A 12,606-nucleotide genomic window follows, 5' to 3' on the forward strand; every position below is an offset into this window, starting at 1 on the left:
ACACCGCCCGAACCGCCGGATCGAGGCAGACAAGAAATGACCCGCGCGCCACGTATTAAGGCGCATTCGGGCGGTGAGGCGGAAATGACGAGTTACGATTACTCGGGGCAGTCAGGCCCCGGGCACATGCATTACACGAATCAGGCGCATCCCGAAGATGGCTATGATTTTTCCGACGACATGCAGGACTATGATGCCCAGCACAGTGCGGTTGGACTGGGCCGGATCGTCAATGTGCTTGGTGCGGTCGCCTCTCTGGCGCTGGTCGCCGGTGTCGCTGTCTGGGGTTACAAACTGATCATGCGCGATGTCAGCGGGGTCCCGGTGGTGCGCGCTGTCGAAGGACCGATGCGCATCCAGCCGGAAAACCCGGGTGGAACACCCGCCGATCACCAGGGGCTTGCCGTGAACGCAGTTGCCGCGCAAGGCTCGGCCGCCGCGCCGGCTGATCGCCTGATCCTTGCACCGCGTCCGGTTTCATTGGCGGACGAGGATGCTCCGATGGGCACCTTGAAGCCGACAAAGGCCGTTCACCACATCGAAGAGCCGATCTCGGATCAAGAGGCCGCGCGGTTGCGGCAGGGCGCAGTTGACGCGCTGGTTGCCGAGTTGGCCCAGGAAGCTGCCAGCCCCGATCAGGTGGAAGAAGAAGGCGTGCAATTGGCCTCGCTGTCCACGCTTGATGACGAGCCCGCCATTGATCCGGCTGATCTGGCCGCACAATTGCCGGATCCAGAACTGGCGGTTCTGCCCGGCGTTCGCAGATCTCTGCGTCCTGTGGTGAGACCAGCGCGCGCGGTGCATCGCGGTGTGCCTGCGGACAGCCAGACCGAGGCCGCAATCAATGCCGCCGTCAAAGCGGCGGTCGGGTTGGATGTTGATCCGAATGCGCTGCCGAAGGGTACCCGGATGGCCCAGCTGGGGGCCTACGAAAGCGTTGAAGTCGCGCAGGCGGAATGGGGCCGGATGAGCGGGCGCTTTGATGAGTATATGGATGGAAAGCAAAGAGTTATCCAGAAAACCTCAAGTGGCGGTCGGACATTCTATCGCCTGCGCGTTCTGGGGTTCGACGATCTGAGCGACTCGCGTCAGTTCTGCGCGGCGCTCCAGGCACAGGGGGCTGACTGCATCCCGGTTGCAGTACGGTGACATTTGGTGCCGCGATCACCGATGCCGAAGGCCTGCGTCTGACGCCTGATGAAAAGAGCCTGTTCCGTCAGATGAACCCGTTCGGGTTTATTCTGTTTGGCCGCAACATCGACACCGCAGATCAGATCCGTGCCCTGTGCGATGATTTCCGCGAGGCGGTGGGCCGCAACTGCCCCATCACAATCGATCAGGAAGGCGGCCGGGTTCAGCGCTTGCGCTCGCCTTTGGCCAGGGAATGGATGTCCCCACTGGACCACGCCAGCCGCGCTGGCGATCAGGCCGAACGCGCCATGTACCTACGCTATCGTCTGATTGCGAATGAGCTGTTCGAGTTGGGGATCGACAGCAATTGCGCCCCGATGGTTGACCTGGCCCGCGACGAAACGCACCCGTTTCTGAAGAACCGCTGCTACGGCACTGATCCTGCATCGGTTTCGAAAATTGGCAAAGCCGTAGCGCAGGGGCATCTGGATGGTGGTGTCCTGCCGGTTGTCAAGCATATGCCGGGGCATGGTCTGTCGACATTGGACAGCCACCATGACCTGCCGCATGTGGATCTGGAACAGGCCGAACTAGCACAGGCCGATTTTGCACCGTTTCGCGCGCTGAACGACCTGCCAATGGGGATGACCGCGCATCTGGTCTACGACCGGATCGATCCACAACCGGCAACGATTTCGCCTACGATGATTGGGCTGATCCGCAACAAGATCGGTTTTGATGGCCTGATCATGACCGACGATATCTCGATGAAGGCGCTCAGCGGCGCGCCCGAAGAAATTGCCGGTCAGGCACTGGCCGCAGGGTGCGATGTGGTTCTGCACTGCAACGGGTCTTTCGAAGCCCGCGCCAGTGTGCTTGAAGCAGCCGGAGAGATGACCGGGCAGGCGCAAACTCGCGCTGAACGGGCGCTGGCGATGCGCAAGGTGCCTCGGGAACTTGACATCCCCGCGGCCGAGGCGGAACTATCTGCCCTAATGGGCGGGCAGGTGTATGAACGATAACCTTTTCAGCGAAGACCCGGTCTCGGTCGCGGACCGGCTGGCAGCCGAGGCGCTGATCGTTGACGTCGACGGGTTCGAGGGCCCGTTGGACGTGCTGCTGACCTTGTCGCGGACGCAAAAGGTCGATCTGCGCAAAATCTCGGTTCTGGCGCTGGCGCAGCAATATCTGGCCTTTGTCGAAAAAGCCCGTGCGCTGCGGATCGAACTGGCTGCCGATTATCTGGTCATGGCCGCCTGGCTGGCGTTTTTGAAATCCCGACTGTTGTTGCCCCCTGACCCGGATGATGAAGGCCCCTCGGGCGAGGAACTGGCCGCCCATCTGGCGTTCCAGTTGGAGCGTCTGCAGGCCATGCGCGACGCGGCCGCGCGTCTGATGGCGCGCGACCAGCTTGGGCGCGACTTTTTCAAACGCGGGCAGGGCGAGGATGTCACCCGCATCCGCACCGTGACGTACTCAGCGACGCTGCTGGACCTGATGCAGGGCTATGCGCGTATCCGGACCCGCGACGAGTTCCGCCCGTTTGTGATGGACCGCGACGCCGTATTCACCATGGAGCAGGCGCTTGAGCGGATGCGTCCCCTGATCGCGTTCGCTGGCACCTGGACAGATATGGAGACCTATCTGCCCGAGGGCTGGAATGCCGACCCGATGCGGCGGCGCTCTGCCACGGCGGCAACGTTTGCAGCCTCGCTGGAACTGGTGAAAGAAGGACATATGGAGATCAAGCAGAGCGAAACCTTTGCTCCGATCCATCTGCGCAAGAGGACTGACACTCGTGACTGACGCCCCCGAAGACGAAGGCACCGGCACCCTGTTCGAAGCGCCGCCCCTGGCGGAACAGGAACGTATGGTCGAAGCCGTGCTTTTCGCCAGCGCCGAACCGGTGACCATCGCCGATCTTGAGGCGCGCATGCCTCACGGCAGCAACGCCGCGCAAGCTGTTGAATTGTTGCAGAAACGTTATGAGGGGCGGGGCGTGCGCGTGGTGCGTGTGGGCGAAGCCTGGGCGATCCGTACCGCCCCCGATCTGGGTTTTCTGATGCAGAAGGAAACGGTCGAGACCCGCAAACTCAGCCGTGCCGCGATTGAGACGCTGGCCATTGTGGCCTATCACCAACCCTGTACCCGAGCCGAGATCGAGGAAATTCGCGGCGTTTCGGTATCACGCGGAACCATCGACCAGTTGCTGGAAATGGAATGGATCAGGCTGGGCCGTCGCCGCATGACACCGGGTCGACCGGTGACATTTGTTGTGACACCGGAGTTTCTGGATCATTTCGGGCTTGAGAATGCCCGCGATCTGCCGGGCCTCAAGGAATTGCGCGCCGCCGGTCTGCTCGAGAACAGGCCCCCTCCGGGCACGATCCCGCTGGGTGAAGGGCGCGAAGAAGAGGCGGACGACGAGCAGACCGAGCTGTTCGAGGGCGAGTAGGCAGGACGCCCATTTGTTGCCGCATGGATCGACTAGGTTAAGGGCAGAAAACGGAGTTAAGCAATGAATGCTAATCGGATCATCGACATGATCGTGCGTCAGGTCATGCGCCGGCTTGTCACGCGGGGCGTGGACATGAGCTTTGATATGGCCGACCGGATGACCCGCAAGCCCGGGCAGACAAATGATGCGCCCCGCGACCCGGAGGCCGACCGTCACATGCAGGAAAGCGCCAATCGGCAGGCGCAGGGCATGAAACAGGCTCAGCGCATGACCCGGCAGATGCGCCGGTTCATGAAGTTCTGACCGTTAACCGACTGCTTTGAAATGCTTGGACAGTTTCAACCCTTGTCCTTGATAGTTCGAGGCGATCCCGGCGCCGTATAGCTGCGTCGGCATCTCGGACATTTTTTCGTACACCAGACGCCCGACGACCTGCCCGTGTTCCAGAACGAAGGGCGCTTCGTGGCAACGCACTTCAAGAACGCCGCGCGATCCTTCGCCACCGGCGGCGGCGTGGCCGAAACCAGGGTCGAAGAAGCCGGCATAGTGCACGCGAAACTCTCCGACCATCGCCAAGTATGGGGCCATTTCAGCGGCGTACATAGGTGGGATATGAACCGCCTCGCGACTGACGAGGATGTAGAATGCGCCCGGATCAAGGATGATGCAGCCATTTCGGGTCCGCACTTCTTCCCAGTAATCCTGCGGGTCATATTCACCGATGCGATCCAGGTCAATCACGCCGGTATGGGGTTTGGCCCGATACCCAACCAGATCAGTGTCCGGCAATTGCAGATCGACCGAAAAACCCAGCCCGTCCTGAATCACCGCAGGGCCATCGACCAGCGGCGATTCAGCGTGCAGCGCAGTCAACTCCGCGTCGCTCAGCACGGCCTGACCCTGACGGAAGCGGATCTGGTTCAGGCGCATCCCCGGACGAACGAGAACCGAGAACGAGCGGGGGCAGATTTCCGCATAAAGCGGGCCGGAATACCCCTTCGGAAGCCGGTCGAACTCCGTGCCTTCGTCGGTGATGGTCCGGGTCAGCAGGTCCAACCGCCCGGTCGAGCTTTTGGCGTTGGCCACGGCGCTGGTGTCGGCAGGCAGGGCCAGCGACTCCATCAGAGGCACCAGATAGACGCATCCCTTTTCCAGAACGGCACCGTCGGTAATGTCGATCTGATGCATCTCGAACTCGGCCAGACGATCCGCGACTGTGCGTCCTTCACCCGCCAGGAACGAAGCGCGCACCCGGTAAGCCATTGTTCCAAGACGCAAATCCAGGCTGGCAGGTTGGATTTGCGCCGGCAGGACATCGGGGTTGGCGGTAATCTCACCGCGTTCAATCATGCCTTCGATCTGTTGGTTTGGGCATACGCCAGTCATTCCGATCCCCCCTGATGCCAGAGCGGGATCTGGCCTGTCTGCCATAAACGTCGGTGTGATTTGGTCGGGCTAGCAGGACTCGAACCTGCGACCTTCCGTCCCCCAGACGGACGCGCTACCAGGCTGCGCCATAGCCCGACGTTGAGGTGTTCATAAAGACTTTCCCGGCGGGGGCAAGAGGAAATCATCGCCTTTTTTCTTATCCCGCCGATCGGTTTTCTATTCTGTTCAACAGTGCGCGCAGTTCATTTGCAACCGGGGCGATTTGCTTCAGCAGGTCCTCGTCAAACTCGGTCCTGTTCCAGGCTTGCGATGCGATACCGCCCAGCAAAGGTGCCTCATCCAGATATTCAGGTTCAGCCTGTCTGGCGGCTTCCGAGCCGTTTGTTGCCGGGGCTTCCGCCGCTTCGGGCCGGGCCGAAACTTCCGGGGTAACGGAATCGCTGTCGCCCAGATCAAGATCAATCTGACCGGATGGCGGGACAGGGGGAGCGGTGAACGGAACGACGGTGTCGTCCTGAGTGACCACATCCGCCTCGGCCGCATCCTCGAGCGGCTGAGACAGCGAGGCCACATGCGCGACACCCTGTTCGCGCAGGATACGCTGAACACCTTTGATGGTGGTCCCATCTTCGTGCAAAAGCTTCTTGATGCCACCCAGCAGCCGCATGTCATTGGGGCGGTAATACCGGCGGCCACCAGCACGTTTGACAGGTTTGACCTGCGTGAAGCGGCTTTCCCAGAACCGCAAAACATGAGCCTGAACGCCCAACCAGTCCGCAACTTCACTGATGGTGCGAAACGCGTCGGGGGACTTGCTCATAATCGTGGCGCCCTGAACTTACTTGCGATTCCCTGCGGCGACGCGATCTTTCATCAGATGCGACGGACGGAAAGTCAGCACGCGGCGCGGCTGAATGGGAACCTCTTCACCGGTTTTGGGGTTGCGGCCGATACGGGCGGTTTTGTCGCGAACGCTGAATGTACCGAAAGATGAAATCTTCACCTGTTCGCCACGTACCAGTGCGTCGGACATGTGGTTCAGCACGCTTTCGACCAGCTGCGCGCTTTCATTGCGTGAAAGGCCAACTTCACGAAAGACGGCCTCGCTCAGATCCATTCGGGTCAGTGTTTTGTCGCCCATGCCATTTCCCCTGTTGATAACAAAGCATAGGGGTAGGGCAAATTCGCTGTCAATATCAATGAATTGCAAGCGGACATGTAAGCCGAATTGCGCCTGTTACCAGCGCAGGACTACCGCACCCCAGGCGAGACCGCCGCCAATTGCTTCGGTAACGATCAGGTCGCCGGGTTTGATTTGGCCACGCTTCTTGCCGACCGACAGGGCCAGGGGAATCGAGGCTGCAGATGTGTTTCCATGATCCTGAACTGTGACAACGACATTTTCCATGGGCAATCCCATCTTCTTGGCCGTGCCCTGAATGATGCGGATATTGGCCTGATGCGGGACGATCCAGTCCACGTCGGCACTGCCAAGGCCGGCTCGTTCAAGCGCGGTGTTAGCTGTTCCGGCCAGCTTTTCGACGGCATGGCGGAACACCTGATTGCCTTGCATCCGCAAATGGCCGGTCGATTGGGTGGATACACCACCATCGACATAGAGCAGATCCTTGTAGCGCCCGTCCGAGTTCAGGTCGGTCGCCAGAATTCCACGGTCCTGCGCCGTGCCTTCACCTTCCTGTGCCTCAAGTATCAGCGCACCGGCGCCATCTCCGAACAGCACACAGGTCGACCGGTCGGTCCAGTCCATGATTCGCGAAAACGTCTCGGCGCCGATCACCATAACCCGCTTTGCCTGACCGGCCAGGATCAACGCGTTCGCATTGCCGAGCGCAAAAACAAACCCGGCGCAAACAGCCTGCACATCGAAAGCAAAACCACGGGTCATGCCCAGTCCGGCCTGCACCATTGTAGCAGCGGACGGGAAGGTCAGATCGGCGGTCGAGGTCGCCAGAACAATGGCATCGATATCATCAGCGGTCAGACCGGCATCTTCCAGCGCAGCAGTTGCTGCCTTGATGGCCAGATCGGATGTCGTCTCATCATCGGCGGCAAAGTGACGGCGTTCGATTCCGGAACGGGTTCGAATCCACTCATCCGTTGTATCCAGCGTTTTTTCGAATTCAGAGTTCGGGACCACGCGTTCCGGCAAATAATGCCCGATACCAACTACAACTGAACGGCCTGCCATTTTGTAGGTACTGCCTTTTTTGTTATTCTTCCGCCTGGGGCGGAGTATGCGCGGCATCTTGTGCAAGCTCGGCTGTGGATGCAACCCGTGCCGCCAATTTTTCAGCGAAACCCGACTCGGCCAGGGTAAACGCCAGTTTGACGGCCGCCGAGACACCCGTGGCATCCGCCCCGCCATGCGATTTCACGACCGTCCCGTTCAGGCCCAGAAACACGCCGCCATTCACGCGACGGGGATCAATGCGTTTCTTCAGGCGTTGCAACGAGGTGATCGCAAGAACCGAGGCCAGCCGGGACAGGGGCGAATACTTGAACGCCTCGCGCAGCAGATCGCCAATCAGGCTGGCTGTGCCTTCTCCGGTCTTGATGGCGACATTGCCGGTAAAGCCATCGGTTACAATGACATCCGCCTTGTCACCGGGGATATCACTGCCTTCGACGAATCCCACAAATTCGAAATTCGCCTGCTCTGCGAATTCCGTGATCATGGTGTGGGCTTCTTTCAGTTCGGCGCGGCCTTTATGTTCTTCGGTCCCCACGTTCAGCAAGCCGATGCGGGGGCGGCCAAGCGCCATGCCATTGCGCGCGTAGGATGCGCCCATCAATGCATATTGCAGCAGATCTTTAGCGTCGGCGCGGACATCCGCCCCGACATCCAGCATCACGTTGAAGCCCTGCGGGTTGCGCGAAGGCCACAGAATGGCGATGGCCGGACGGTTAACACCGGGCAATTTGCGTAGGCGCATCATAGACAACGCCATCAGCGCGCCGGTATTGCCGCAGGACACCGCGCCGTGGGCATCGCCCTCGCGGACCGCTTCCAGCGTCGACCACATCGAGGTCTGCTTGCCGTTGCGCACCACCTGGCTGGGCTTGTCCTCCATCGTGACCAAGTCCGGGCAATCACGAAAAACGACGCGCCCTTCAAGGACACGCCGTTTGGCAACCAGTCTGCGCAGCTCTTCTTCCGGCCCGTGCAGGATGAATCCGATGTCCGGGTTCTTACTTGCCGATTTGGCAATACCCGCGACAACGGCAGCGGGCCCTGCATCACCACCCATAGCATCAACCGAGATGATGATCCGGTCGTTGTGCGTGGGCTGATCCGTCATGCCTGGGCCTGCGTCCTGTCAGGCTTAGGCCGCGTCTTCGTCCAGATCGATTTCGTCGGCTTGTGCGACGACTTCGCGATCATCATAGTGGCCGCAGGAAGCACAAACGTGGTGCGGGCGCTTCAGCTCACCGCAGTTCGGGCATTCGTTCGGGTTTGCAGCAACCAGAGCGTCGTGTGCGCGGCGGTTGTTGCGACGCGACTTGGAAACTTTGTTCTGTTGGACGGCCATGGTCTCAACCTTTGTCTACTATGGGCCGACAGATTCGCTGTGGCCGGGGTTTCATTCTTCGTTTTCTCGTGGTTTGACGCGCGTTTAGGGGACGAGCCCCGCAATGTCCAACCCAAATTCCGATGAGCGCGCGAAAATACTGCGATTCTCGTCATGTTCAAGCGATTTTTCTGAGCGCCTGCTATGACAGGAAATCGCCCTCGTGTCACTCGTCTTTTTTCATCGCATCGCGCAAACCGGCCAGTCCGGCGAACGGCTTGACGTCCTTATCCGTCATCGCCTGTTTGCCCGGCTCGGTATAGTCAGCTTGCCCCAGTTCCGCGCCGTCCTTGCGCGGGTATTGGGGCAAGGCCAGCGACAGCGCCTCGATCATGATCGCTTGCGGATCGATTTCGGTGCCCAGCGGTTCGGTTTCGTCCCCTTCGGGAATTTCGAACTCTTCTTCGTCCGGGTCGCTCCAGTCGGCCAGAAATACTCGTGTGACCGGGATATCGATCCGGGTTGTCACCGGATCCAGCGAGACGACACAGGGCTGAACGACCGTCGCGCCGAGCTTGCCGCTGACCACCCAGTCTCGCTTTCCCTGCGCGCGCACGTCTCCCTTGAAGCTGAGTTTGCGCAGCCCCAGCAGCCCAAGTTCGTCCTTGATTGCCGCCAAAGATTGTGTGCCAGGGCGCAAATCAAACGGCGTCGGCGTGTTTTGCGGCAGGTCGGCCACCCGCAGAGATGTATGGTTGCTCACTTCATGGCCCTTTCCTGTGTTGAACCGAGGCACCGGTTTCTGTAATCGGATAGAAGCCGCAAGAGGCCAAGGCAAGAGGGTGCAGATGTTGAAGATCGTGAACAGGTTCAATCCGGCGTCGAAGACGCTTGTCTTTGCTGCGTGCCTGGCAACCCTAGGTGCCTGTACGGCGACCTACAAAAACCACGGCTATATTCCACCGGCCGAAGAGCTGGCAGAAATCAAAGTTGGCGTAGACACCCGCGACAGCGTGGCCGAAGCGGTCGGCGCGCCCACCTCGACCGGTGTAGTTCGGGATTCGGGGTACTACTATGTGGCGTCGCGTGTCCGGTTTTACGGCCCCAAGAAGCCCGAAGTGGTATCGCGAGAGTTGCTGGCCATCAGTTTCGACCAGCGGGGTGTTGTGCGAAACATTGAACGTTTTGGCCTGGAGGATGGAATCGTAGTGCCGCTGGAGCGCCGCGTTACCGAATCCAACATCGAGGACCAAGGGCTTATTCGCCAGCTGATCGGTAACATTGGCAACTTCAACCCGGCCAACATCCCGGGGGCAACAAACTAAAGTTCCGCCAAACTTGCGATGGTCACACGACAGTCACACATTGCATGGTATCGATACGGCAAGTCGATTTCGGGTCAGCAACCGCGGAGGATGCGACCATGGCACTTTTGCTCGGTAAGGGGCGGTATCGCGCCCGTCTTGCGCAGTCACCGCAGGACGTTGCGGCGGCGCAGCGACTGCGGACACTGGCTTTTGGAACGGGGCAGGCCGATCAGGACGATTTCGATCCGGTCTGCGCGCATATACTGGTTGAAGACGTGCGAAGCAGCGCGCAATTGGTTTGCTGCTTCCGCATGCTGACAATGAACAGCGGCGCTGACATCGGGCGCAGCTATTCCTCGCAATTCTATGACCTATCGGCGCTTGAAGGTTTCAGCGGGCGGATGGTCGAGATGGGGCGGTTCTGCATACATCCCGACTATTTCGATCACGACATACTGCGCGTCGCGTGGGGAGCCATGACCACTTATGTGGACGAGAACGAGGTCCGGATGCTGTTTGGCTGTTCCTCTTTCGCAGGCACCGAGACGGCCGAGTATCTGGACGCATTCGCCATGCTCAAACATCGTCATCTGGCGCCGAAGCGCTGGTTGCCCCGGGTCAAGGCACCGGATGTTTTCCGCTTTGCCGCGCGCCTGCGGCGCAGGCCGGATGTGAAGAAGGCGATGCTGCGGATGCCGCCACTGTTGCGGACCTATCTGATGATGGGGGGCTGGGTCAGCGATCATGCGGTGGTGGATCGGCGCATGAACACGTTGCACGTGTTTACCGGGCTTGAGATCGGAGCGATACCCCCGAGCCGCAAACGTTTGCTGCGAACCGCGGCCGGGTGATTTGAGTATTTTGGAAAAGGTGAAGCCGGGGCGTTGACGCGTCCCGTCAGCCGGTTTAGCTGGCGGGCATGGCGAGAATTCCTTTGTTGCAGATGTCCGGTGTTTCCCTGACGTTCGGGGGTGATCCGGTGTTTTCCGGGCTTGATCTTGTGGTCCAGCCCGGTGATCGGGTGGCCCTTGTCGGGCGCAACGGATCAGGCAAATCCACATTGATGAAAGTGATGGCGGGTCTGGTCGAGCCTGATCACGGCGAAATCGTTGTGCCGCCCGGAAAATCGGTTGGGTACATGGAGCAGGACCCGACGATGGAAGGGTTCGCAACGCTGGGCGATTACGCGTCCAGCGGATTGGAGCCGGGCGAACTGTACAAGGTGGAACGCGCCGGTGAGGGGTTGAAGTTCGACCCGTCACGCGCGGTTGAGACCGCCTCGGGCGGCGAGCGGCGGCGGGCGGCGCTGGCCAAGCTGATGGCCGAGGCCCCGGATCTTATGTTGCTGGACGAGCCGACCAACCATCTGGATATCGAAGCGATTGGGTGGCTTGAACGCGAGCTGGGGTCAGCGCGGGCGGCTTTTGTCCTGATCTCGCATGACCGTGCCTTTTTGCGCGCACTGACGCGGGCGACTTTGTGGATTGATCGCGGGTCGGTGCGGCGGCAGGAACAGGGGTTTGACGCGTTCGAGGCGTGGCGGGACAAGGTCTGGGAGGAGGAAGACCAGCAACGCCACAAGCTGAACCGGCTGATCAAGTCCGAGGCGAAATGGGCAGTTGAGGGCATCAGCGCCAGACGCAAGCGCAACCAGGGTCGTGTGCGTGCCTTGCAGGCGCTGCGGGCGGAGAAAGCAGCGCAGATAAAACGTCAGGGCGCTGCCGCCATGTCATTGGAATCCGGCCCGAAATCCGGCCGAAAAGTGGTTGTGGCCGAAGGGCTGGCCAAGAGCTTTGGGGATACGCAGATCGTGCGAAATTTCGATCTGCTGGTTCAGCGCGGTGATCGTGTGGCCTTTGTCGGGCCCAATGGTGTGGGCAAGACGACGCTGTTGAAGATGCTTCTGGGACAAGAGGCGCCGGATGAGGGCGCGGTCAACCTGGGGACCAATCTGGAGATCGCGGTTTTCGATCAGACACGGGCGCAGCTTGATCCCGAAATGACCTTGTGGGACAGCCTGACCGGTGATCCGGACATGCGGGTGTCGGGCAAGGCTGATCAGGTTATGGTCGGCGGCCAGCCCAAGCATGTGGTTGGCTATCTCAAGGAATTTCTGTTCGACGAGCGGCAGGCGAGAGCAGCCGTTAAGTCTTTGTCTGGTGGGGAAAAAGCACGATTGCTGTTGGCGAAGCTGATGGCAAAATCATCGAATCTGCTGGTGCTGGACGAACCGACCAACGATCTGGATGTCGAGACGCTGGACCTGTTGCAGGAACTGCTGGACGACTATGATGGCACGGTTTTGCTGGTCAGCCATGACCGGGACTTTCTTGATCGCGTGGCCACCACTACCATCGCGATGGAGGGTAATGGGCGCGCCACGGTCTATGCTGGCGGCTGGTCGGATTACATCGCGCAACGCGGCGACGTGACCGATAAGAAAGAAGAAAAATCAAAGCCTTCAAGGGCAAAGGTCAAGCAGGAAACGAAGCCGAAATCGGGACTGTCCTTCTCGGAAAAGCACCGGTTGGAAAAGCTTCCGGCCGAGATCACGCGCCTTGAGGCTGAGATTGCCAAGCTGGAAGACCTGATGTCCGACCCGGAGCTGTTTACCCGCGAGCCGGTCAAGTTTCAGAAAGCCACCGATGCGCTGGCCGAGCGGCAGGAGAAACTGTCCGCCGCCGAGGAAGAATGGCTGATGCTGGAAGAAAAGGCCGAGGGCACTTAGTACTGTTTTGTACGTCCCGCCATCCCGGGTGTGTTTGGTTTGTACCAAATTCCTGCGGCCGTA

The 12,606-nt window shown here is 60.1% G+C and carries 15 protein-coding genes and 1 tRNA gene; 8 read left to right on the top strand and 8 right to left on the bottom strand.

From position 1 onward, the window contains the following. Positions 1-36: 36 nt before the first annotated feature. From AC2FIR_RS01595 to AC2FIR_RS01615, 5 genes are all read left to right on the top strand, one after another. Positions 37-1,149 (top strand): SPOR domain-containing protein, encoded by a 1,113-nt coding sequence (locus tag AC2FIR_RS01595; RefSeq protein ID WP_496743804.1) that lies wholly within the window; start codon positions 37-39, stop codon positions 1,147-1,149. Further along, positions 1,146-2,153: a beta-N-acetylhexosaminidase gene (gene nagZ / locus AC2FIR_RS01600; RefSeq protein ID WP_170610492.1), complete on the top strand. Its 1,008-nt coding sequence runs from the start codon at positions 1,146-1,148 to the stop codon at positions 2,151-2,153. Before AC2FIR_RS01595 ends, nagZ begins: the two co-directional genes overlap by 4 nt. Further along, positions 2,143-2,937, top strand: a complete 795-nt coding sequence (locus tag AC2FIR_RS01605) for a segregation and condensation protein A (RefSeq protein WP_170610495.1) — start codon at positions 2,143-2,145, stop codon at positions 2,935-2,937. The genes nagZ and AC2FIR_RS01605 overlap by 11 nt, the downstream gene beginning before the upstream one ends. Beyond that, positions 2,930-3,586: an SMC-Scp complex subunit ScpB gene (scpB, locus tag AC2FIR_RS01610; protein ID WP_170610498.1), complete on the top strand. Its 657-nt coding sequence runs from the start codon at positions 2,930-2,932 to the stop codon at positions 3,584-3,586. Before AC2FIR_RS01605 ends, scpB begins: the two co-directional genes overlap by 8 nt. 63 nt (positions 3,587-3,649) lie before the next feature. Further along, entirely contained in the window at positions 3,650-3,892 is a 243-nt protein-coding gene (locus AC2FIR_RS01615) for a hypothetical protein (RefSeq protein ID WP_170610500.1), read from the top strand. A gap of 3 nt (positions 3,893-3,895) precedes the next feature. Here the strand turns inward: AC2FIR_RS01615 and AC2FIR_RS01620 are convergent, their stop codons facing one another. The 8 genes from AC2FIR_RS01620 to AC2FIR_RS01655 form a co-directional block, all read right to left on the bottom strand. Continuing rightward, positions 3,896-4,975, bottom strand: a complete 1,080-nt coding sequence (locus AC2FIR_RS01620) for a 2'-deoxycytidine 5'-triphosphate deaminase (protein WP_496743806.1) — start codon at positions 4,973-4,975, stop codon at positions 3,896-3,898. 61 nt (positions 4,976-5,036) lie between these two features. Further along, positions 5,037-5,113 (bottom strand) — tRNA-Pro (locus AC2FIR_RS01625). A gap of 61 nt (positions 5,114-5,174) precedes the next feature. Next, complete coding sequence (locus tag AC2FIR_RS01630) at positions 5,175-5,798, bottom strand: MerR family transcriptional regulator (RefSeq protein ID WP_496743808.1); 624 nt, start codon at positions 5,796-5,798, stop codon at positions 5,175-5,177. Between the two features lie 18 nt (positions 5,799-5,816). After that, the gene (gene ihfA / locus AC2FIR_RS01635; RefSeq protein ID WP_008755922.1) at positions 5,817-6,119 is read right to left on the bottom strand and encodes an integration host factor subunit alpha; all 303 of its coding nucleotides are present in this window, start codon (positions 6,117-6,119) and stop codon (positions 5,817-5,819) included. Between the two features lie 96 nt (positions 6,120-6,215). Continuing rightward, the gene (locus AC2FIR_RS01640) at positions 6,216-7,187 is read right to left on the bottom strand and encodes a beta-ketoacyl-ACP synthase III (RefSeq protein WP_170677483.1); all 972 of its coding nucleotides are present in this window, start codon (positions 7,185-7,187) and stop codon (positions 6,216-6,218) included. Positions 7,188-7,209: 22 nt separating this feature from the next. Continuing rightward, entirely contained in the window at positions 7,210-8,298 is a 1,089-nt protein-coding gene (gene plsX / locus AC2FIR_RS01645; RefSeq protein ID WP_496761838.1) for a phosphate acyltransferase PlsX, read from the bottom strand. 24 nt (positions 8,299-8,322) lie between these two features. Further along, positions 8,323-8,529, bottom strand: coding sequence for a 50S ribosomal protein L32 (rpmF, locus tag AC2FIR_RS01650; protein WP_008756996.1), 207 nt, complete (start codon positions 8,527-8,529; stop codon positions 8,323-8,325). 205 nt (positions 8,530-8,734) lie between these two features. Beyond that, positions 8,735-9,271 (bottom strand): YceD family protein, encoded by a 537-nt coding sequence (locus tag AC2FIR_RS01655; RefSeq protein ID WP_480910943.1) that lies wholly within the window; start codon positions 9,269-9,271, stop codon positions 8,735-8,737. Between the two features lie 85 nt (positions 9,272-9,356). Between AC2FIR_RS01655 and AC2FIR_RS01660 the strand changes: the two genes are divergently transcribed. From AC2FIR_RS01660 to AC2FIR_RS01670, 3 genes are all read left to right on the top strand, one after another. Next, positions 9,357-9,833 (top strand): outer membrane protein assembly factor BamE, encoded by a 477-nt coding sequence (locus tag AC2FIR_RS01660; protein ID WP_170610518.1) that lies wholly within the window; start codon positions 9,357-9,359, stop codon positions 9,831-9,833. A 98-nt stretch (positions 9,834-9,931) separates the two neighbouring features. Then, positions 9,932-10,666 (top strand): GNAT family N-acetyltransferase, encoded by a 735-nt coding sequence (locus tag AC2FIR_RS01665; RefSeq protein ID WP_170677477.1) that lies wholly within the window; start codon positions 9,932-9,934, stop codon positions 10,664-10,666. 68 nt (positions 10,667-10,734) lie between these two features. Continuing rightward, the gene (locus AC2FIR_RS01670; protein WP_496761840.1) at positions 10,735-12,543 is read left to right on the top strand and encodes an ABC-F family ATP-binding cassette domain-containing protein; all 1,809 of its coding nucleotides are present in this window, start codon (positions 10,735-10,737) and stop codon (positions 12,541-12,543) included. The last annotated feature ends 63 nt before the right edge of the window (positions 12,544-12,606 follow it).

The organism is Ruegeria sp. CDSB136 (assembly GCF_059610965.1).